Origin of the sequence: Kitasatospora sp. NPDC096077 (assembly GCF_040303245.1) — a bacterium.
Taxonomy (GTDB): domain Bacteria; phylum Actinomycetota; class Actinomycetes; order Streptomycetales; family Streptomycetaceae; genus Kitasatospora.
Window position 1 is genome coordinate 127420 of record NZ_JBEOSV010000015.1, and the last position, 21205, is coordinate 148624.

General features: G+C 74.0%; 18 protein-coding genes. 6 read left to right on the forward strand and 12 right to left on the reverse strand.

From position 1 onward, the window contains the following. The first annotated feature begins 24 nt into the window (after positions 1 to 24). Positions 25 to 384, forward strand: a complete 360-nt coding sequence (locus tag ABTZ03_RS16290; protein WP_350513616.1) for a hypothetical protein — start codon at positions 25 to 27, stop codon at positions 382 to 384. Positions 385 to 494: 110 nt separating this feature from the next. Further along, on the forward strand, positions 495 to 1748 hold the full coding sequence (locus ABTZ03_RS16295) for a trans-sulfuration enzyme family protein (protein ID WP_350513617.1): 1254 nt from the start codon (positions 495 to 497) through the stop codon (positions 1746 to 1748). Positions 1749 to 1791: 43 nt separating this feature from the next. Here ABTZ03_RS16295 and ABTZ03_RS16300 read toward each other — a convergent pair whose 3' ends face one another. Further along, on the reverse strand, positions 1792 to 3591 hold the full coding sequence (locus ABTZ03_RS16300; protein WP_350513618.1) for a SpoIIE family protein phosphatase: 1800 nt from the start codon (positions 3589 to 3591) through the stop codon (positions 1792 to 1794). Between the two features lie 184 nt (positions 3592 to 3775). On the opposite strand from ABTZ03_RS16300, the gene ABTZ03_RS16305 reads away from it, so the two are divergent. Both ABTZ03_RS16305 and ABTZ03_RS16310 read left to right on the forward strand, forming a co-directional pair. Next, positions 3776 to 4648, forward strand: coding sequence for an SDR family NAD(P)-dependent oxidoreductase (locus ABTZ03_RS16305; RefSeq protein WP_350513619.1), 873 nt, complete (start codon positions 3776 to 3778; stop codon positions 4646 to 4648). 176 nt (positions 4649 to 4824) lie between these two features. Then, positions 4825 to 6075: an ROK family transcriptional regulator gene (locus tag ABTZ03_RS16310; protein WP_350513620.1), complete on the forward strand. Its 1251-nt coding sequence runs from the start codon at positions 4825 to 4827 to the stop codon at positions 6073 to 6075. 64 nt (positions 6076 to 6139) lie between these two features. Here ABTZ03_RS16310 and ABTZ03_RS16315 read toward each other — a convergent pair whose 3' ends face one another. Beyond that, the gene (locus tag ABTZ03_RS16315; protein WP_350513621.1) at positions 6140 to 7312 is read right to left on the reverse strand and encodes a S1 family peptidase; all 1173 of its coding nucleotides are present in this window, start codon (positions 7310 to 7312) and stop codon (positions 6140 to 6142) included. A 248-nt stretch (positions 7313 to 7560) separates the two neighbouring features. On the opposite strand from ABTZ03_RS16315, the gene ABTZ03_RS16320 reads away from it, so the two are divergent. Together ABTZ03_RS16320 and ABTZ03_RS16325 are read left to right on the forward strand one after the other, a co-directional pair. Then, a complete protein-coding gene (locus ABTZ03_RS16320) occupies positions 7561 to 8076 on the forward strand; it encodes a hypothetical protein (RefSeq protein WP_350513622.1) in 516 nt (171 codons plus the stop codon). Between the two features lie 209 nt (positions 8077 to 8285). After that, complete coding sequence (locus ABTZ03_RS16325; RefSeq protein ID WP_350513623.1) at positions 8286 to 9677, forward strand: serine hydrolase; 1392 nt, start codon at positions 8286 to 8288, stop codon at positions 9675 to 9677. Between the two features lie 155 nt (positions 9678 to 9832). Here ABTZ03_RS16325 and ABTZ03_RS16330 read toward each other — a convergent pair whose 3' ends face one another. The 10 genes from ABTZ03_RS16330 to ABTZ03_RS16375 all read right to left on the reverse strand — a co-directional run bounded on the left by ABTZ03_RS16330 (position 9833) and on the right by ABTZ03_RS16375 (position 21059). After that, entirely contained in the window at positions 9833 to 11479 is a 1647-nt protein-coding gene (locus ABTZ03_RS16330; protein WP_350513624.1) for a PucR family transcriptional regulator, read from the reverse strand. Positions 11480 to 11568: 89 nt separating this feature from the next. Further along, entirely contained in the window at positions 11569 to 12675 is a 1107-nt protein-coding gene (menC, locus tag ABTZ03_RS16335; RefSeq protein ID WP_350513625.1) for an o-succinylbenzoate synthase, read from the reverse strand. Continuing rightward, a complete protein-coding gene (locus tag ABTZ03_RS16340; RefSeq protein ID WP_350513626.1) occupies positions 12672 to 13565 on the reverse strand; it encodes a GNAT family N-acetyltransferase in 894 nt (297 codons plus the stop codon). Before ABTZ03_RS16340 ends, menC begins: the two co-directional genes overlap by 4 nt. Continuing rightward, positions 13513 to 14763 (reverse strand): M20 family metallopeptidase, encoded by a 1251-nt coding sequence (locus ABTZ03_RS16345; RefSeq protein WP_350513627.1) that lies wholly within the window; start codon positions 14761 to 14763, stop codon positions 13513 to 13515. The genes ABTZ03_RS16340 and ABTZ03_RS16345 overlap by 53 nt, the downstream gene beginning before the upstream one ends. After that, positions 14760 to 16337 (reverse strand): amidohydrolase family protein, encoded by a 1578-nt coding sequence (locus ABTZ03_RS16350; RefSeq protein ID WP_350513628.1) that lies wholly within the window; start codon positions 16335 to 16337, stop codon positions 14760 to 14762. Before ABTZ03_RS16350 ends, ABTZ03_RS16345 begins: the two co-directional genes overlap by 4 nt. Positions 16338 to 16502: 165 nt before the next feature. Continuing rightward, on the reverse strand, positions 16503 to 17153 hold the full coding sequence (locus ABTZ03_RS16355; RefSeq protein ID WP_350513629.1) for a thiaminase II/PqqC family protein: 651 nt from the start codon (positions 17151 to 17153) through the stop codon (positions 16503 to 16505). A 155-nt stretch (positions 17154 to 17308) separates the two neighbouring features. Next, the gene (locus tag ABTZ03_RS16360; RefSeq protein WP_350513630.1) at positions 17309 to 17707 is read right to left on the reverse strand and encodes a hypothetical protein; all 399 of its coding nucleotides are present in this window, start codon (positions 17705 to 17707) and stop codon (positions 17309 to 17311) included. A gap of 109 nt (positions 17708 to 17816) precedes the next feature. Continuing rightward, positions 17817 to 18428 (reverse strand): DUF6817 domain-containing protein, encoded by a 612-nt coding sequence (locus tag ABTZ03_RS16365; RefSeq protein ID WP_350513631.1) that lies wholly within the window; start codon positions 18426 to 18428, stop codon positions 17817 to 17819. A 352-nt stretch (positions 18429 to 18780) separates the two neighbouring features. Continuing rightward, positions 18781 to 19671, reverse strand: coding sequence for a ketopantoate reductase family protein (locus ABTZ03_RS16370; RefSeq protein WP_350513632.1), 891 nt, complete (start codon positions 19669 to 19671; stop codon positions 18781 to 18783). Between the two features lie 92 nt (positions 19672 to 19763). After that, complete coding sequence (locus ABTZ03_RS16375) at positions 19764 to 21059, reverse strand: hypothetical protein (RefSeq protein WP_350513633.1); 1296 nt, start codon at positions 21057 to 21059, stop codon at positions 19764 to 19766. Positions 21060 to 21205 lie beyond the last annotated feature (146 nt).

Genomic DNA, 21205 nt, shown 5'->3' on the forward strand with positions numbered 1-21205 from the left:
CTCCGTACCCGCACGAGGAGCACGATGACTCACCGGATCGCACGTTCGATAGCCGGCGCCCTGGTGGCACTGCTGGCCGCCGTCGGCCTCAGCGCCGCGGCGTCGAGCGCGACGGCGGTGGCCGCACCCCGGACCGTCGCGGCCGCCCCCGCTGCCGCCGCCCCCGCCGCCCCGGCGGCCGACGCGCCCACCGGGGTGCGGCAGGCCGGAGCCACTGACACCACCGTCCAGCAACTCGCGAGCAAGCCGGAGAAGAAGAAGTCCGGCTTCTTCGCCAAGCTCGGCAAGTTCCTGCTGGTGGTGGTCATCCTGATCATCCTCTTCATCATCCTGGTGATCTGGGGGATCGTGCACCTGGTGCGGAAGCTGTTCCGCCGCCGCTGAGGCGTCGGGCCCGTCCCGGGTGCGTCGGGTGTCGAACCACCGCCCGGGACGGGCCACTCGGCCGCGATTGGCCCTGGCCGGGGCGGGCGGGCCCGGCCGAGCATGGGGGCATGAGCGACCACCCCGAGCACCCCGCCGATCCCGCCGTCCCCGCCGGTCCCGCGGAGCCCGTCCTCCCCGCGGACCCCGATGCGCTGCGCCCCGAGAGCCGGCTCGTCCACCCGACCCCGGTCGACCCCGGCGGCCGCCCGATGGGCATCCCGCTGCACCAGAGCCACCTGTTCGCCTTCGAGAGCAGCGAGGCGCTCACGGCGGCCTTCGCCGGACCGGACGGGGCGTTCTTCTACAACCGCTTCGGCAACCCCACCGTCCGCTCGCTGGAGGACGCCGTCGCCGAGCTGGAGGGCGGCGCCGCCGCCCTCGCCACCGCCTCCGGCATGGGGGCGATCAACACCGTACTGCTCGCCCTGCTGCGCTCCGGCGACCATGTGATCGCCCAACGGAGCCTGTACGGCGGGACGTTCGCGATGCTGGCGGACCTCGCCGAGCGGTGGGGCGTGGAGCTGACGCACGTCGGCGGGGACGACCCGGACGAGGTGGCGGCCGCGCTGCGGCCCAACACCCGGCTGCTGCACCTGGAGACGGTCTCCAACCCGACCACCCGGGTCACCGACCTGCCCGCGCTGATCGCCGTCGCGAAGCGGGCCGGGGTGCTCAGCGTGGTCGACAACACCTTCGCCACCCCGCTGCTGTGCCGGCCGATCGAGCACGGCGCGGACGTCGTGGTCCATTCGGCCACCAAGTACCTGGGCGGGCACTCCGACGTCCTCGCCGGGATCGCCGTCTTCGCCGACGCCGAACTGCACCGGACGGTGTGGCACTACGCGACCGAACTCGGCGCCAGCGCCGACCCCTTCGCCGCCTGGCTGACCCTGCGCGGCCTCCAGACCCTCGCCCTGCGGGTCCGCCGCCACTGCGACACCGCCCTCGACCTGGCCACCCGGCTGTCCGCCCACCCGGCCGTCACCGCCGTCCACTACCCGGGCCTGCCCTTTCACCCCGACCACGAGCTCGCCCGCCGCCTCCTGCCCGCGGGCCACGGCGGCGTGCTCGCCTTCGATCTGGCCGGCGGCCGCGAAGCGGCCCGGGCCTTCACCGGCGCCGTCCGCCTCGCCTCGCTGGCCCCCTCCCTCGGCGGTGTCCACACCCTGGTGCTCCACCCGGCCAGCACCTCCCACCGGCAGCTCTCCGACGAGGAGTTGGCGGCGGCGGGCATCGGCCCCGGAACGGTCCGGGTCTCGGTGGGCATCGAACACCCCGAGGACCTCTGGGCCGACCTGGAACAGGCCCTGGCGAAGCCGTGACCGCCGAGGCTCCCGGCAGTGCCGCGTCCCGCCGGAGGGCCCGTCAGCGGGCCCTGGGGCGGGCGGCGAGCAGGGCGATGTCGTCCTCGGCGGCGGGGGCCGGGGGCGGCGCGAGGGAGTGCAGGACGGCGTCGAGGAGGTCGTCGAGGTCGCCGGTGGCGGGGAGCCGGAGCGCGGCGAGGCGGGCCAGGGAGGCGTCGATGTCCTCGTGGCGGCGTTCGACCAGGCCGTCGGTGTAGAGGAGCAGGGTCTGCCCCGGGCCGAGCGGGTGGGTGCTCTGCTCGTAGCCGCCGAGGCCGGTGCCGAGCGGTGGGCCGGTGGGGACGCGCAGCAGCTCGGTGGGGCGGTCCGGGGTGATCAGGGCGGGCGGCAGGTGGCCCGCGCTGGAGAGGGTCCAGCGGCCGCGGCCGGGGTCGGCGAGGACCAGCAGGCAGGTCGCCGGGCGGGCGGTGTCGTCGGCGGAGATGACGTGGTCGAGCTGGCGCAGGATGCGGTGCGGGGGCAGGTCGGTGGCGGCGATGTCGCGCAGCGCCGAGCGGTAGTGGCTCATGTCGACGGCGGCCTCGACGCCGTGCCCCATCACGTCGCCCATCACCAGCAGGGTGCGTCCGAACGGCAGCCGGACCGTCTCGTACCAGTCGCCGCCGACCACCGAGCTGCTGCCGGAGGGCAGGTAGCGGGAGGCGAGGGCGAGGTTCTGGTGCGGGCTGCCGGGTTCGCTCAGCAGGGCCCGCTGGAGTTCCAGGGCGATGCCCTGGGAGCGGGTGTAGCGGCGGGCGTTGTCGATGCCGGTGGCGGCGTGGGCGGCGAGGTCGCCGAACAGGGCGGCCTCGTCGGGGGTGAAGGCCGGGGTGGCGGCGGTGCGGCCGAGGGTGAGCAGGCCGACCAGCCGGCCGCGGGCGGCGAGCGGCAGGACGAGCAGCGAGGCGGCGCCGGGCGGGCAGGCGTCGGCGGGGCCGGGTTCGGCGAGCACGGCCACGCCGGTGGCCAGGCTGCGGGCGGCGGCCGAGCCCTCGCGGTGGCGGACGGTCTCGCCGGGGCGGGCCAGTTCGGCCAGGGCGGCGTCGAGTTCGGGCACGGCCCGGCTGGCGGCGCGGTGCAGCCGTTGGCCGCCGGCCCGGCCGGGGCGGGTGGGTTCGGCCTCCGGCGGCAGCACGTCGACGGTGGCGAGGTCGGCGAGGCCGGGGACGGCGAAGGCGGCGAGCTCGGCGCAGGTGGTGCCGATGTCGAGGGTGGAGCCGATCCGTTCGGCGGCGGCGTCGAGCAGGGCGAGCCGGGCGCGGGCCTGCTGGAGTTCGCGCAGCTGTTCCCGGGCCGGGTCGGGGTCGTCCAGGAGGACCACGATCACGCCGGTGGTCCGTCCGGTGTGCCGGAGCGGCCGGTAGCGCACCCGCAGACCGGGCGGGACGGGGGAGCCGGGGGCTTCGGGACCGCCGGTCACGTGTTCGCGGTCGTGTCCGTCGGCGAGGACCCGGCGCAGGACCGCGAGCGCCCCGGCGAAGGGGGTGGTGCCGGCGGCGCGGCCGAGCAGGTCGGCGCGGCGCAGTCCGGTGACGGCGGCGAAGGCGGGGTTGAGGTAGCTCCAGCGGAGGTGCTCGTCGAGTACGGCGACGCCGACCGGGACGGCGGCGAGCAGGTCGCGGAGCAGGTCCGGGTCACTGTCGGGGCGGTCGCCGCCGGGGCGGTCCTCGCCGGGACGGTCGTCCTCGGGTCGGTCGCCGCCGGGACGGTCACTGCCGGTGGGGGCGCCGAGTCGTGCGGCGAGGGCCGCCGCGGTCGCCGCCAGGGAGCGGGCGTCCGGGGGCGGGCCGTCCGCTGCTCGGTTGCCGTGCCGGAAGTGCATAGGCCCATGATCACGCGCCCGGGTGCGGCACGCCCACAAGTGGGTGAAACCTTGACTGGGCGGAGACGTTGTCGTAAGGAAGCGGCGGCTGGTTGCGTGTGCGCGCACGCACTTGTAGAGTGCGTGCACACGCACACAGTCATCGGCTTCCGGCGACCGACCGGAGGCCGCGAGGAGGGCCCGCATGGCAGTCACCCCTTACCCCGGCACCCGGATCGTCCTGATCACCGGCACCTCCTCCGGGATCGGCCTCGCCGCCGCGGTGGCCGCCGCCCGGGCCGGCCACCGCGTGATCGCCACCATGCGCGACACCGGACGGGCCGGCGACCTGTTGCGCGCCGCCGAGCGGGCGGACGTCGCCGGGTGGATCGAGGTCGAGCGCCTCGACGTCACCGACCCGGCCTCGGTCGCGGAGTGCCTGGCCGTCGTGCTGGAGCGGCACGGGCGGCTGGACGCCGTGGTCAACAACGCGGGCGCGGGCTTCGTCGGCACCGTCGAGCAGGACGGGCTGGCGCCGGTGCGGGCCGCCATGGAGGTCAACTACTTCGGTGTGGTCGAGGTGACCCGGGCCGCGCTGCCGCACCTGCGGGCCAGCGGCGGCCGGGTGATCACCGTGACCAGCGTCGGCGGCGTGGTCGGCCAGCCCTTCAACGAGGCCTACTGCGCGGCCAAGTTCGCCGTCGAGGGCTTCATGGAGTCGCTGGCGCCGGTCGCGGCCACCGTCGGCGTCGCCGTCACCGTGGTCGAACCGGGCGCGGTGGCCAGCGAGTTCATCGGCAACCAGGGCCTCGACGTGCCCGCGCTGGTCGCCGCCGCCGGACCGTACGGCCCCGCTCTCCAGGCGTACGTCGACCGGACGCTGAAGGCCTTCGGCAACGCCCAGACCCCCGAGGAGGCGGCCGCGCCGATCATCGAGGTGCTGGCCGCCGAGCGGCCGCCGCTGCGGGTGCAGACCTCCGAGGCGGCCCGTGCCTTCGCCGGGACCAAGCTGGCCGACCTGGACGGGTCGGCGGTGCAGGCGATGACCGGCGGTTGGGTGGCCGCCGCGGGCCTCTGACACCGGAGAGGGGTCGGGGCGGACCGGGCGGGTCCGCGCGGCGGGCGGTGGGTGATCACCGGTCATACTTGGGCGGCGGCGCCCGACACCGGGCGCCGCGGGTGGTGCCCGGGCGTGGTCCGCGCGTGGCGGACCCGCCCCGAGCAGCCCGTCAGCAGCCCAGACCGGAGGAACCGATGAGCCCCCACCAGCCGACCCGTCGCCCGGTGGCCGGGGTCCCCGGGGTGCCGTGGAACCGGCAGCGGCTGCGCAGCAACAACGAGTGGCTGCTGCTGGAGCTGCTGCGCACCGGCGGTGGCTCCTCGCGGGCCCAACTGGCCCGGGACACCGGGCTGTCCAAGCCCACCGTCTCCGCCGCACTGGCCGAGCTGGAGCAGGCCGGCCTGGTCCGCGAGGCCGGCCGGGTGGCCCCCGAGCGGGGCCGTACGGCGGTGCTCTACGAGGTCGACCCGAGGGCCGGGCACGTGCTCGGCGTGGACATCGGCCGGGCCCGGCTGCGGGTCGCCGTGGCGGACCTGGCCGGCACCGTCGTCGCCCGGCGGGACGTGGCCAACCGGGGGCGGACCGCGGAGGCCGTCGCGGACGCGGTGGTCGCCGCCGCGCACGAGGCGATCGCCGAGGCGGGCCTGGCGTCCGCCGACATCGTGCACGCGGTGATCGGCACGCCCGGGGTGTGGGACGAGGAGCGGCGCGGGGTCCGGTACGCCACCAGCCTGCCCGACTGGGGCCGACCGGGGCTGTTCGACCGGATCGCCGAGGGGCTCGGCACGGCCGTGACGGTGGCCAACGACGCCAATCTCGCCGCGCTCGGCGAGTACACCCTCGGCGCCGGGCGCGGCAGCCGGATGTTCGCCTACCTGTTGGTCGGCACCGGGCTCGGGGTGGGCGTGGTCAAGGACGGCGAGCTGCTGCTCGGCGCGCACGGTGCGCTGGGCGAGATCGGCCTGGTGCCGCTGCCCGCGGTGCCTCCCGCCGCCGAGCCGCTCGCCGCGGGGCAGGACGTGCCGGACGCGACCACGCTGGAGCAGGAGGCCGCGGCGGACGCGGTGGTGCGGGCCGCCCGGGACTTCGGGCTGACGGGGACGGGCGGACGGCGGCTGACCGCCAAGCAGGTCTTCGCCCGGGCCCGGGCCGGGGACGAGGCGGCGCTGCGGGCGGTGCGCTGGGAGGCGGACCGGCTGGCGTACGCCGTCGCCGTGCTGTCCGCGGTGCTCGACCCGGACCTGCTGGTGCTCGGCGGCGGGATCGGCAACAGCGCGGACCTGCTCCTGGAACCGCTGGAGCAGGCCCTGCGCCGCTTCGCCCCGAGGTGTCCGACGCTCGCACCGAGCCTGCTGGGGGAGGAGGCGGTGCTCCTCGGCGCGGTGTCCACGGCGCTGGAGGCCGCCCGCCCCGCGGTGTTCGAGCGCCGGACGGCGGGGTTGTGAGGACGGTGCTGTGCGGACGGGGCCCGGGGGGTCGGGTGGGGCCGTCCCCCCCGGGCCGGCCGGGTCAGCCGGTGGCCAGGGTCAGGCCGTAGGTGCTGAGGATCGGGTTGACCGGCTGGAAGTAGGTCTCGCCGCCCGAGGTGCAGTCGCCGGAGCCGCCCGAGGTGACGCCCTGGGCCTGGTTGCCGGAGATGAACGAGCCGCCGGAGTCGCCCGGTTCGGCGCACACATTGGTGCGGGTGACGCCGTAGACGCTGCCCTCCTGGTAGTTGACGGTGGCGTTCTGCTCCTCGACGGTGCCGCAGTGCCAGCCGGTGGTGGAGCCGGAGCGGCAGACCGCGCCGCCGACCGGCGTCTCGGTGGAGCCGCCCACCGTCACCGCGCCGCCCTGGTAGTCGTTCACCTGGGGCTGGGCGGTCCAGCCCGCGCCGGCCGCCACCCAGGACCAGTCGTTGCCCGGGAAGGTCGAGCCCTGGAAGGTGCCGATCGAAGCGCCGTCGGAGGTCGTCGCGTTGGAGCCGGGCTGGCCGCAGTGGCCGGCGCTGACGAAGCCGGGCTGGCCGTTCTGGGTGACCGGGAAGCCGATCGAGCAGCGGGCGGCGTTGTCGATGTAGTACGCGTCCCCGCCGTGCAGGTCGGCGAGCGGCCGGGGCGCGGCGGTGGCCGGCTCGACCCGGACCAGCGAGCGGTCCACCCCGGAGGCGTCCAGGAAGGCCGCGGTGCGGGCGTCGTCGGCGGACTGCACCACGACGGTGTTGGACCGGACGTCCACGTACCAGAGCGGGGTGGCGTCCGGTGCGGCGGTGCCGGAGGCCCGGTCGAGCGCGTCCTTGACCCGGTCCAGGACGGTCAGCGGATGCTGGACGACGGTCGCCCGGCCGCCGTGCGCGGTGATGGTCCGGGCGGCGGACGGGTCCGTGGTGGCGACCGTCAGTTCGGACTGCGGCCCGTCGATCCAGGCGCCCGCCCAGCGGTCGCCGAGCGCCCGGGTGAGGGCGCTCTGCACGGCGGCGGCCCGGCCCTCCCGGGCGATCCGGTCGGCGGCGGCCCGCGGGGCGAGCCCGAGGTCGCGCTGCATCGCGTGCAGCAGGGCGGTCGGTACCGCGGCGGTGCGGATGGGGGCGGCCAGTGCGGCGGTTATGGACGGGTCGTCAGCGGGGGCGCTGACGGCGGGTGCTGCGGTGAGCGCGACGGTCGCCAGGGCAGCGGCGACCGCGAGCGAACGGAACCGGAGCATGGGGGTCTCCTCGTTCGGCGTGGGGGTTGCCGGAACCGTAGCGATCCGTTTGTGGTGTCCGGAACATGTCATAGAGCCCCGCGTGTCAGGGCTATACCCCCGGCCGGCGCCGCACCGTCGCGTTCGGTGGTCGGAAGGTCTCGATCTGCCAACAAGTGACGGAACGGTGGTCGGTGCGTGTGCGAAGTCTGCTTGAATCACACGTCCCAGACACCGATCACCCACGCGGAACGGAGCGTTCCCCCTTCATGCCCTCCCTGATACCCGGGCGCCGCAGGACGGCCGGCCTGGCCGGATTCGCCGGACTCGTCCTCACCGTCGGCCTGGCGCTGACCGGTTGCGACCCCTCGGCGGCGGATGCCAAGCCCTCGGCCACGCCGAGCGTCGCGGCCAGCCCGACCGTCGCGCCCGCACCGAGCGCCCCGGCCGCCACCGAGCCCGGCCCGGCCACCCCGGCCCCGCCCTCGGCGTCGGCCCCGCCGGTCGTCCCGCCGCCGTCCGCCCCGCCCGCCGCGCACCCGCCGACCCCGACCGTCAAGCCGCAGCCCAAGGTGACCACGGCGCAGCCGCCGAAGGACCCGGAGCCGCAGCACACCCAGGCGGCGGCCGGCGGTACGGAGTGCGAGATCCGCTCCAACGCGGGCAACTGCTACGCGGCCGGGCAGTTCTGCCGCAACGACGACCTGGGCCGGAGCACCCACGACGCCAACGGGCGGATGATCACCTGCCGGATGGTCAGCGGCAAGCCGCACTGGCAGGCCTGAGCCGGTCGGCGAGGGTGCTCCGGCACAGCTGCTCGTAGGCGCCGGACGCGCCCGCTCCGTCGTGCGGCGGAACCTCTGTGTACTGCCTGATTCGTCCGGGCGGAGGAACTTTCCCCGAGCTCTCCTCGGCCCGGACGAACACGTGACGCAGGCCACCGACCTAGCATTCCGGAAACGTCGGACCAGCCTCACGGAGACGGAAGGTGCACATGTCGAAGATCCATGAAGTCCGGACCTGGCTCCAGGAGAACTTCGCCGCGCTGTTGGCCGAGCACCAGGTTCCCGGCGCCGCGATAGCGGTGCTCGCCGACGGCGAGGTGATCGATCACGCGGCGGGCGTCCTGAACAAGGCCACCGGCGTGGAGTCCACCGTGGACTCGCTGTTCCAGATCGGGTCGATCACCAAGGTGTGGACGACCACCCTGATCATGCAGCTGGTCGACGAGGGCCGCCTCGACCTCGACCGGCCGGTGCGCGACTACCTGCCGGAGTTCGCGCTCGGCGACGACACGGCTGCGGCCGCGATCACCGTCCGGCAACTGACCTGCCACACGGCCGGCTTCGAGGGCGACTTCTTCACCGACACCGGGCGCGGCAGCGACGCGGTGGAGAAGCTCATCCCGACGCTGTCCGACGTGCCGCAGCTGTTCCCGCCGGGCGAGCGGTTCTCGTACAACAACGCCGGCTACTGCGTGCTGGGCCGCATCATCGAGGTGCTGCGCGGCAAGTGCTGGGACGACTGCGTGCGCGACCACCTCTTCGTGCCGCTCGGCCTGACCCACGCCGCGGTCGGTCCCTACGACGCGATCCGCTACCGCGCAGCGGTCGGCCACATCGTCCCGAAGCCGGGCGAGGAGCCGGTGCCCGCGCCGGTCTGGGCACTCGCCAGCTCGAACGCCCCGGCCGGTTCGATGCTCGCGATGCGCCCGCGGGACCTGCTGACCTTCGTCCGCATGCACCTGAACGACGGCACGGCCGACGACGGCGGCCGGGTGCTGTCGCCGGAGTCGTCGGCCGCGATGCGCGAGCCGCAGGTGGAGGTGCCCACGCTCGGAATCATGGGCGACCGCTGGGGTCTCGGCTGGATGCTCTTCGGCTGGGAGGGCGGCGAGGTGATCGGCCACGACGGCGGCACGATCGGCCAGTCGGCCTTCCTGCGCGTGGTGCCGGAGCGCAAGGTCGCGGTCGCGTTGCTGACCAACGGCGGGCAGCCGGTGCACGTCTACCACCAGGTGCTCGGAAAGCTGCTCGACGAACTCGCGGACGTGAAAATCCCGCCACTGCCGCAGCCGAACCCCGCGGCCGCCCGGGCCGACCTTTCCCGGTACGTGGGCGAGTACTCGTCGATGGTCGCCGACAACGTCGTCACGGCGGAGGACGGCAGGCTGTGGATCGAGCGCACTCCGAAGGGGATCTTCGCCGAGCTCAGCGCCGCGCCCCCGGCGAAGCAGGAACTGCTGCCCTACCTCCACGACACCTTCGTCGCCGTCCTCCCGGAGGTCCCTGGCCTCTACCTGGCGCACGCGTTCGTCGGCGACGACGGCACCGGCCGCGCCCAGTTCCTCCACACCGGGCGCGCCGACCGACGGGTGTCCCGATGAGCGACGACGCCCTGGGCCCGACCGTCCGTTCGGAACCCGGCGAAGCGGCGTGACGCCGACCGCCCGAAGGCCGGGCAGGCGCTGTCCGGCGCTGTGACGGCACACGTCGGCGAAGGAATCCGGAACGCTCGGAGGGTCGGCGCAACCGGGCCTCGTCAAGCCTCTTCAACCGGAAGGGCTTTCCCCCTCCGAGCCAGCAGATGCAGTTGCACCATCGCCGCGAACCGGTCGCCCGGGGCGTCGAGATCGATTCCGCCGACCTCCGCGACCCGGCGCAACCGGTACCGGAACGTGCTCGGATGCACGTACGCGGCGGTCGACGCGAGGCCGATGTCGCCGAAGGAGTCGAGCCAGCACCGCAGCGTGTGCACGAGCTGCGATTGGTGTTTGGTGTCGTAGGCCAGCAGCCGCGCGATCGGCCCGGTCGCGACGTCCCCGCGGGCCGCGGAAAGGTCCGCCAACTCCAGCAGCAGCGCTTCGACATGCGCGTCCTCGGCGGTGATCGTCCGCCGTGCGCCGCCGTCGGTGAGCAACACGCGCAACGCGCGGTCGGCCCCCTCGCGGGAGGCGCGCAGGCCCGAGCCGTCGAGCGCGAGCGGTCCGACGCCGATGGCGGCGGCGGCCCCGCGGCCGGTGCGTTCCAGGAAGGCCGACGCGACGCGTACCGAGCGTTCTCGCCGATCGCCGTGGTTCCCGGGCATCGGGACGATGCCGTACGCGACATCGCCGACCAGCGCCACGGCCGACCGGGGCTGGACGGCGCTGAGGTGCATGGCGAACGCGTCGGCGAGGCGCTGGCGTTCCGCGACGAGCCGGAGGTCGTCGCCGGGGACGTCGAGGAGTCCCATGGCGAGCACGACGGTGGGCTGCCCCAGCAGGCCGAGGCGTGCGATGGCCTCCGGCGCGCCGGAGCCCCCTTCGAGCGCGGTGCTCACCAGATCGGCCCGCAACCGGCGCCCGACATCGGCACCCGCGCGCAGCCGGAGCATGTGCAGCGCGACGATCTTCGAGGCGTCGACCAAGGCGGAGGTGCGTTCTTCGCTGAGCTCGTGGTCGACCGCGGCCCAGATCGAGCCGAGGATCTCGTCGCCGGCTCGGACCGCGACCGCGACCCTGGGCATCGCGATCTTCTCGTCGTAGCCGTCCGGGTGGACGTAGACCGGCCGCTGGTCCCGGTAGAGGCGTTCGAAGACGCCGTCCTTCTCCAGCTGGCGGGTGAAGCGTTCGGGCACCTGGCGGCCGAGAACCGTTTCGATGCGGGAAGGATCGGCCTCGTCCTGGCGGCCGGAGAACGCGAGCACGCGCGAGTCGCGGTCCTCGATGGTGACCGGCGCGTCCAGCAGCGCGGCGACCGCGTTGGCGAGTGCGAACAGGTCGCCGGACGGTATCCCGCCGAGCGACTGCGGGGAGACATCGCCGATGTCGCCCTCGGCGAGCAACGTGCGGAGCATCGCGGCGAGTTGTGCCCACGACGCCCCGCCGGCCAGCCCGAGCAGCGCGACCCCGGTGGAGTCGGCCGCCCGGACCAGCTCCTTCGACGCGGAGACCGGCGACCGCACGACCAGCGCGGCGCCCCCGCGTTCGCCGACGGTGTGCAGCAGCTCCGCGATCTCGTCGGTGTCGCGCAGACCGACCCCGAGGACGACCGCCTCGGCCGGGAACTCGGCGTCGTCGTGCGGATCGTGGATCACCACGCCGCCGAGCTGCCGCCGGGTGTCCCGGCCGACGGCGACCGGTTCGAGGAGCACGTCCCCGAGGGCTTCGAGGACGCGTCCCACACTCGCGTGCGGCCTGTTCGGCACGGGTATCAGTACTCCCCGGGGGTAGATCCGGCCACGGTCCGACCGAATTGGTTCGATCGGGTCAACCTATCCGCGGAACCCGTGCCGGGCTACGAAGCGATCCACGCCTTCGCGGTGGTCACCTCGTCGAGCAGCTCCGGAATCGGCGCCACGCCGAGGCCCGGACCGGTCGGCACCGGCAGGTGCCCGTCGGACAGCACGAACGGCTCGGTGATGTCAATCCGGTAGAACCGGTCGGACGCCGAGGTGTCCCCGGGAAGCGTGAAGCCCGGCAGCGAGGCCAGTGCGACGTTCGCCGCCCGGCCGAGGCCGGTCTCGATCATTCCGCCGCACCACACCGGAACCGCGTGTGCCGCGCACACGTCGTGCACCCGCCGCGCTTCGAGGTAGCCGCCGACCCTCCCGGGCTTGATGTTCACGATCTGGACCGCGCCCAGCTTGATCGCGTCCGCCGCCGCGCGCGCCGACACGATCGATTCGTCCAGGCATATGGGCGTCTTGATCCGGCGCGCCAGTTCGGCGTGGCCGAGGACGTCCTCCTCCTCCAGCGGCTGCTCGATCAGCAACAGGCCGAACGGGTCGAGGCGGGCCAGCTGCCGCGAATCACCCAGGGTGTAGGCGGTGTTGGCGTCCACCTGCAGCAGCACGTCGTCACCGAAGCGCTCGCGGACCGCGCGCACCGGTTCGACGTCCCAGCCCGGTTCGATCTTCAGCTTGATCCGTACGTAGCCTTCGTCCAGGTACCCGCCCACCACGTCGAGCAACTGCGGGATCGTGTCCATGATCCCGACCGAGACACCGCACGGCACGGTGTCCCGCACCGACCCCAGCTCGGCCGCGAAGGAGCGCTCACTCGCGCGGAGTTCGGCGTCGAGCACGGCCATCTCCAGCGCGCCCTTCGCCATCCGGTGGCCCTTGAACCTGGCCAGCAGCGGCGTCACCTTCGCCGCCGTGACGTCCGCCGCGGCCAGCAGCGCCGGGATGAGGTACCGGCGCAGCACGTGCTCGGCGCCGTCGTTGTACTCGGGCGAGTACAACGGGCCGGCCATCGCCACGCACTCGCCCCAGCCCTCGCCCGTCGGCGTCACCGCCCGTAGCAGCAGGAGCTCGCGCACGGACTGTGCGCCGAACGACGTCCGGAACGGGGCGACGAGTGGCATCCGCACCCGGCGCAGTTCCACACCGCTGAGTTTCACTGCCCCTCCCTGGAGATCACGTAGGAACCGGCCCGGTCGAAGCCGGTCACCCGGCCCCCGGAGTCCATCAGTCCGCCGAGCGTCTCGCGCAGCGCGGCCCGCCACGCAGCCGCCTTGCCGGGGTCGGTGCCGCGCAGGCCTTCGATGTCGGCAGGGACGGCGACGAACACCACCGGGGCATCCGCCGAGCCCGCCGCCGGGCCGCCGTCGGCGTCCACCGAGAGAGCGACGGCGGCGCCGCGGTCGAGCAGGGTCCTCGTGTCGGTCCGGACGGGCTCACCGAACGCGGCGGCCCGCACCGCGGCGCCGGTCAGGTCCCAGGACACCATCAGCCGATCGGTGTCGCCCGAACCGTTGATGCCGTCCGTCATCGGCCCGTAGAAGTCGCGAAGGTACCGCACGGGCCGCGCGCCGAGTTTGCCGAGGTTGAAATGGGCGTTGCGGCGCACCAGTGGATCGAACGTCCACTTGACGGCCTGAACGTCCTGCGTCAGTGCCCAGCCGCGCTGGTGCATCTTCAGCGCATACCCGATTCCACGCCCTGCGCCGGCCTTGGCGACTCCTGCGATATGACTGTGCAGGCTGCCGGTTCCGGGACTCTCGAAGAACCCGACGCAGGCGCCGAGCAGCTCGCCGCCGGAAAACGCGCCGGCCACGTAGTTCCCCGTCGCCGACAGCGCGCGCAGCAGCTCCGTGGTCACCGGCCGAGTGCCCGGCGCCGACCGCCAGATCTTCTCGAAGAGCACTCCGACCGCGGCCAGTTCGGCGATCGCGTCGATCTCCCGCACCTCGACCCCTGCCGCGGTGGCCGCCGTCCGCGCGGCCGCGATCGCCTCGTCACGGGCTTCCGACGTGACTGGCTGTCGTGAATCCATCGAAAGACTCGTCACGGGATACTCCTCTCTCGGCTGCCCCGGAGGGTCGCCGTCGGGTTCGACCGGAAGAGTCCACCGCATCCTCCGGATCCTCCGGAATCGATGGACCTCCCTTCGTCAACACGTGTTCCAGCAGCGCGAACAGCAATGTCGTCCGCCGCGGCAACTCTTCGATCAGGACGTGTTCGTGATCCGCGTGTGCCCCGCCGCCGACCGCTCCGAGGCCGTCGAGAGTCGGAACGCCCAGCCCTGCGGTGTAGTTGCCGTCCGAAGCACCGCCGACGGTCGCCTCGGTCAAGGTCGGCAGCCCCAGCTCCGCGGCCAACTCCCGTGCCAGCCCGAACAGGGCGGCCGAGGAAGCGGCATCCAGCGGCGGACGGTTGACCCCGCCGCTGATCCGCACCCGGGTGCCGGCCAGCACCGGCCGCAACGCCCGCACCGCCCGGTCGACGCGGAGCTGTTCGTCCTCGTCCCATACCCGCACGTCGACCTCGACCACGGCCGTCGCCGGCACGGTGTTGGCCGTCGTGCCGGCCGCCAGCAGTGTCGGCACCACGCTGGTCCCGCGCTCCGGATCGGTGAGCGCGGCGACCGCGAGCGTCTGGTGGGCGATCTCGATCCCGGCGTTGATCCCCTTGTCCGGTTCGAGACCGGCGTGCGCGGCGCGGCCGGTCACGTCGATCCGGTACTGGGAGACGCCTTTGCGCCGGGTCTTGAGCGCGCCGCCGTCCGCCGAAGCCTCCAGCACCAACGCCGCCTCGCAGCCGCGGGCCGCTGCCTCGATCAGCCCTCGTGACGACGGCGAGCCCAGCTCCTCGTCGCCGGTGATCAGAATGGACAGTCCGGCCCGGCTCGGCAGTGCGGCGGCCGCGTGAAGCGCCATCACGACGCCCGCCTTCATGTCGAAGCAGCCCGGTCCCCGCAGGACCCCGTCGGCCACGGAGAAAGGGTGCGTCTCCAGGGAACCCATCGGCCAGACCGTGTCGTGGTGGCCGAGCAGGAGCACGCGCGCCGGGCCGTCGCCGAACCGCCAGCGCAGATGCGTCCGGCCGTCGAGGACGATCCGCTCCGGCTCCACGCCGAGCACCTTCCTGCCGAGGTCCGAGAGCACCTCGGCGCTGCGCGCCACCGCGTCCAGGTCGAACGACGGGGACTCGCAGCGCACCAGTGTCCCGATGTCGGCGAGCAGGGCCGCCATGCCGAATTCCGTCATCGTGGTTCCCCCCGCAGCGGCCGGCCGGGGTACGCGTCGGTGAGCAGCCGCCCGTCGCGGACCACCTGGGTACCCGCGACGAACAGGTGCCGGACGCCGAGTGTGGGCCGGGTCGAATCGACGTACGTGGCCGTGTCGGTGACGGTGGCGGGGTCGAGGACGACGATGTCCGCGTCCGCGCCGACGTTCAGTCTGCCCTTGGTCCGCGCGCCGGGTGCGACCTGGTCGAGCACCCGCGCGGGCAGGTAGGAGCAGCGCCGGAACGCCTCCAGCCACGTCCAGACCCCGGCCTCGCGCACCATCAACCGCAGCGACTTGGAGAACGTGCCCGCCGTGCGCGGGTGCGTCACACCGCCAGGGGGCAGCGGCCATTGGGTGGATTCGCTGCCGGCGCCGTGCCAGAACACCGGCATGGCGTCGCTCGCGACGATCGAATCCGGGAAAGCGAGCGTCCGGTGCAGCAGGTCCCGGTCCTTCGGGTCCTCCTCGTCGAGGAACTCGAGGATGCACGGCGCACCCGGGTCCTCGGCGCGGACCTGCAGCAGCCGGGCCTCGTCGGCGATCCGCTCGCCGGACTCCAGCATCAGCACGCGCGTCGGGCCGAGACCCTTCATCCTGAGCCGCTCGGGCGAGAGGAACGCCGCGCCGATGCCGGTGCTGCCCGCACCGTAGGGGTAGGCCTCGACCGTCACCCGCGAGCCGGCCGAACGGGCCGACTCCAGTGTGGCGAGCACCCGGTCGACGTGCCGTCCGGACGTGCTGTTGACGTGACAGTGATGCATCGCGGCACCGGTCTCGGCCGCGACGATCGCGATCTCCCGCGTCCCGTCGACCGGCGTGGCCGGGTCCACCTCGACCAGCTCGCGAACGTGGGTGTACACGGGCGCTCCGGCCCGTTCGGCCAGCTTCGCCAACGCCAGGAACTCGGCCGGATCACTGGCCGGGGCGTACCCGAGCAGGACGCCGACGCCGAGCGCGCCCGCCGCCAGCTCGGCCTCCACCAGGGACAGCCAGGCGGCCAGTTCGGCCTTCGACGAGGAGCGCTGCCAGGCCGGATCGCCGAGCACGGCAAGCCCGGTGTTGATGTTCGCGTCCGGCTCGACACCGGCGAGCACCTTGGCCCGCGCCGAGCCCCAGGAAGCCGAGAAGCCGTAGTGCAGCGGGCGTCCCGCCGCGGCCGCCTCGGCATAGGCCCGTTCGACGGGCAGCAGCCCGGCTTCCAGATCGAGCGCCGTCGTGACACCGTCCATCGCCTGCAGCCGCTGGCCCGCGATGGAGTGCACGTGGCTGTGCAGGTCGATGAACCCGGGCCCGACGATGTACCCGCCGACATCGATGTCGACCTGGTCGTCGGATGCCGGCAGCCCTGGTCCGACGGCAATGACCTTGCCGTCGGAGACCAGCACGTCAGCCGTGCCGTCAAAGCCGGTAGCCGGGTCGATGACGCGACCGCCCCGCAACAGTGTCCGCATGGTTCGCCTCCTGGCCTCGCTGGTGGCGACCCTATGAGGTTTGCCGTGCGGCCCGTTCGTCCAGCGCGACGAATCCGGTGCGCCGGATCCACCCGTGTGCACGAACTCTGCTCGGCCGGGGCCCCGAGCCGGTGAGGCCCCGATCCGCTGGGGCCTCAGTTCGCCGAGGCCCTGCTCCGCCGGAGCCGTCATCGGCTCGTAAGGGCCGCACCGGCGGGCCTGAGCGGGTCGCGACCCGGATGCCACCCGGTCGCGACCCGGTCCGACTCAGTCGGTGAGGGTGCGCCAGAACAGCTGCTCGTAGGCCTGGAGCAGCAGACCGTACTCCCGGGCGGCGGCCAGGGTGGGTTCGTCCAGCGGCTCCGGCCCGAGGGCGTCGGCGGCCTGCTGCTCCAGCCCGGACGACGGCTGGGCGAAGAAGTCGAAGAACGCGCAGGCCTCGTCGGAGAAGCCGTGGCGCCGACGCAGCGCGCGGGCGATGGTGGCACAGTAGCCGCCCCAGGCCGCGAAGTTGGCCACCATGGCGACGGCTGCGGCGGGCGGCCGGCTGTTCAGCGCGAGCCAGGCGAGGTAGGCCGGATAGGCCTGGCAGCCCGGCAGCGGCGCCCGGGCGGCCACCGCCCGGTCGTCCAGGCCGCAGGCGGCGGCCAGGGCGGGCAGGGTGCGCAGCGCGGCGCTCTCGCCCTCGGCGAGGGTGGCGAACCAGGCGCCGAGCGGACGGTCGGCGCAGCGGGTGGCGAGCAGCAGCAGGCTGCGCCGGTCGGAGGAGATGATCCGGTGCTGCTGGGCGGCGAGTTCGGCCACCGCGGAGAGCGGGGCGGTGCCGTCGGCGAGCGCCGTGACCAGTGCGGGGGTGGTGTCGCCGGGCGCCAACTCGGCGCGCAGCTGCTGGATCCGGTCGAGGGTCGGGTGGGTCACCGGTGCCTCCGGGGTGGGGTTCGGTCCGGGGCCCATTCCTATCGCCTCGGGGGCGCCCAGGGGGTGCCGACAGGCCGGGGCGCCTCGGGCGTACCGGGTGTGCCGGGTGTACCGGGAGCGCCGGTGGTCGGCGCTCCCGGCGGGTCCGCGCTGGATCAGGACCCGGCGCAGGCCTTGGTCAGCTCGCCGGCGGCTTCGCTGATCGGCCCGAAGTCGGGCTCCGTGCCCTTGGAGACGGCGTTCTGGGCGTTGTCGACGGCCTTGGACAGCTTGTCGGCGGCCGCGTTGACCTTGCCGTCGCCGTCCTTACGGATCTTCTTGATGTCGTCGACGATCTTCTTCAGGGCGTCGACGGTGTGTGTGCGCCGACTCTTGTCGGTGATCTGCCCGACGTTGAGCGCGGAGTCGGTGAGGTCCTGGACATCGCCGGTGAGGCTGATCGCCCGCTTTCCGCAGTCGAGGGCCTGGTCGGCGTTCTTGCACGCGGTGAACAAGGGCGCCGCTACGAACAGGGCGATCGTGGCGGCGGCCAGGCGGTACGGCTTCTTTGTCATGTCTGTATCCCTCCCGCTGTCGAGAACGCGCGGTCCTCGTGCGGTGGTTCCGGCATGACAAATGAACGGTCGGCAAAGGTTCTTTTTACGACAGGCAATTGACCGGTCGTCAGATTCCTTTTGCGGAGACCTGTCCGGGTTCCGGCCGGACTTCCGGGCGGAGCTCCGGCCGGGCCTGCCACGCCTGCCAGGCGGCGGGCGGCAGCAAGTCGCGGGTGCGGGAGAGGAGTCGGTACAGGCCGGGCCCGTAGCGGGCGGCCAGTTCGGCGTTGTGGGTGAGCACGTCCAGCTCGTTGGCGGCCGTGATGGCGAGGAAGGCGCGCAGGTCCTCCTCCGGCGGGGTGTGGTCCCGCCCGGTGAACCGGTCGTGGAACAGCGGCTCACCGTCCCGGCCCAGGCGCGGGTAGACGGCGGCGCGGCCGCAGCTCGCGTACAGGTAGACGAGCGCCTCCGCGCGCTCGCCGACGAGTTCGGCCAGGGCGTCCCGCTCGTCCAGGCCCAGCAGGGCGCCGTCGAACCCGTCGGTCCCGTAGGCCGCGTGGCACAGCCCGGCCGCCTGGACGGCGGAGTCGGTGCCCCAGTCGGCCAGCAGGGCCGCCACCCGGGCCAGGTGCTCCAGCAGGGTGCCGCCCGGGTGCGGGATCCGGTCGGCCTCGTGGGTGCGCAGGAACTCCTCGACATGGCTCCAGGCGGGAGCGCTGCGGTGGTCGGCTGACGTCACCCGAGGAGTTCTACTCCTGTGGCGGACCGTCCCGCAAGCGTACTCGCCCGGTCCGCCGGACCGGATCCTCGAACGCCCGTCGCCCGCTCACGTGGCAGTTCGGTGGCGGGCGTTCGAGGCGGTCCAGCGGGGGTGCGGGTTAGGGCGTGTCTGACAATTCCCGCCGGGCGCGCGACGCTCCCCCAGCCTTCGGCCGGGAGGTACCCCCAGGGCACAAGCGCACCTCGCCGCGTTGTCGTCGGTCGCCGATGGCCCCCAGCCTTCGGCCGGGAGGTGCCCCCACCGCATGGACTCCCTCCTCCGCCTTGCGATGCACGCACCCCGACGCCGCGCGCTGATCCGGCGGGAATTGTCAGATACGCCCATAGGACAGTTCGCGCACCAGCCGGGTCAGGGTCGGGGTGGGGACGGAGTGCGCGGCGGCGGCCCGCAGCACCGCGCCGCCAATGGCGTCGAGCTCGGTCGGCCGGCCCGCCTCGACGTCGCGCTGCATCGAGGACTTCATCGCCGCGGGGAGCCGGTCGAAGGCGTCGAGCAGCGCCCGTGCGTCGGCCGGGGCACCGACTGCGCCGGTGACGGCACCGATCTCGTCCAGGGCGGCGACGAGTTCGGCGCGGTGCTCGGTCCGCACCACACCGATCCCGTCGGCGTACCGGGTGGTCAGCAGGGCGAAGGGGGCGAGGAAGGAGAGCTTGCTCCAGAGCATCGCGGTCTCGTCCTCGCGCAGGGTGACGTCCGGCCCGGCGTGCCGCAGCTGCTCGGCGAACTCCTCGACCGGGGCGGCGAGTTCGATCGCCGCGAACGGGCTGCTGTGCTCGATCCGGCCCGGGGCGGTCCGGGCGACCTCGATCCAGATCGTCCCGGCCACCACCCGGGCGGCGGGGAGGCGCTCGCGCACCAGCGCCATGTGGTCCAGGCCGTTGAGCAGCGGCACCACGAGGGCGGCGCCGAGGGTCCGCGGCTCCACCCGGTCGAGCGCGTCGGACAGCGCGGTCTCCTTGACGGTCACGAAGAGGACGTCGACCGGCTCGTGCAGCTCGCCGACGGCCTCGACCCGGGCGGTGAACTCGCCGAACCGGGCACTGCGCACCCGCAGTCCCTCCCGGTTGAGGACGTCGGCGGTCCGCTCGCCGGCCACGCAGACGACACGGTGGCCGTCCCGCGCGAGCAGCCCGGCGAGCAGGCCGCCGACGCCGCCCGGGCCCAGGACGGCGACGGTGAGGGGGTTGGGGGTGGTGGTCATGGTGAACTCCGAAGGGTGGGGTGGGGTTCGTTCTCGGGGATTCTCGGGGATTCTCGGGGATTCTCGGGGATTCTCGGGGGTGATCGGGGGCGCTACCCGGCGGCCCAGCAGAAGCGGCCCTCCAGGCCGTCCGGACTGAGGAAGCCGGTGCCGACGCCGTAGCCGAAGTTCAGGAAGTACGGATCGCCGTCGTCCGGGGCGTCCCGGAGGGAGAAGAGGTACTGCCAGGGCGCGGGGACCGCGGCCCGGTCGTTCGGGAAGGACGGGAGGCCGCCGAGGTGGTCGGGCCCGCGGTCGCCGTCCGGGAACGGCGCCTCCGGGCCCCCGTCGCGCAGGTAGCGCTGGTAGGCGGCCCGTTCGTCCATCGACCGGTCCAGCTCGGTCGACAGAGGCAGCAGGTCGAGGTGGAACTCGACCGGGACGGTGTCGTCGCTGCGGGGTTCGCAGCGCCAGAGCGTGCGACCCCGGGTGCCGGGCGGGCCGATGACGGCGGCCGCCGGGATCCGGCCGCCGGGCTGGACCAGCAGCACGCCGTCCCCGGCCTCCGGATCGAGGCCGCCCATGATCTGGTCGTCCTCCTCCAGGAACAGGTAGGCCAGCCGCAACTCCGCGCCGGGGACGGGGAACTGGCCGATGAACACCAGGGGCTCGCCGGTGTCGGGGGAGAGCGGCCAGGCGGGTTCGGCCAGCCAACAGGGCTCGCCGCCGAGCTTGGGCACCGGCTCGGTGATCGGCCGTTCGGCCGGGCGCGGGGAGAGCTCCAGCCGGGGGAGGAAGGCGGCGTCGTACGGGCCGGTGGCGGTGCCGGTCGGGTGCGCCGTGCCGGTGTGCGCGGTCGCGGGGGGCGGGGAGTGCGGCTGCGGGGTCATCGGGTGGCCTCGGGGTCGGTGCGGCGGTGGAGGGAGGCGAAGTCGAAGTGGTGGGGCACCGGGTGGCGTGGCTTCCGGCCGGGGGCCGGGCGCGGGGGGGCGGCCGGCGCTCGCGTGGAGGTGGAGCGGCCCGTGCCGCAGGGTGCCGTGGTCCGGGTCGGGCACCGGCGGGCCCAGGGCGCGCAAAGCCTCGGCCAGCTCGTGGGCGGGCCATCCGAACACGTCGATCCCGAGGTAGCCGACCGGGCCGGGCGGCCGGTCGTCGTTCCGGTTCCGGCCCACCGAGACCCACTCCAGGCCGCCGTCGTCGCCGCCGGAGAGCGTGACGCCGACCCCGGGGAGCGCGAAGCCCAGGGCCCAGCTGGTGCCGCAGACGAAGACCGGGCGCACTCCGTCCGGCAGCAGGTCGCCGTGCGGGGCCAGCAGCGCGCGCACCGTGCCCTCGTCGAGGCCGAAGCGCAGTTCGGGCAGCGGGGCGGGCAACCGGACGCCGTGGCCGGGCAGCAGGTCGATGGTCACCTGATCATGATTCCGTACTCCGGCCCCCGGGCGGGAGGGGTTTGCCCACGTCCTAAGGCGTGTCTGACAATTCCCGCCGGGCGCGCGACGCCGGGGCACGCACCTCGCCGCGTTGTCGTCGGTCGCCGATGGCCCCCAGCCTTCGG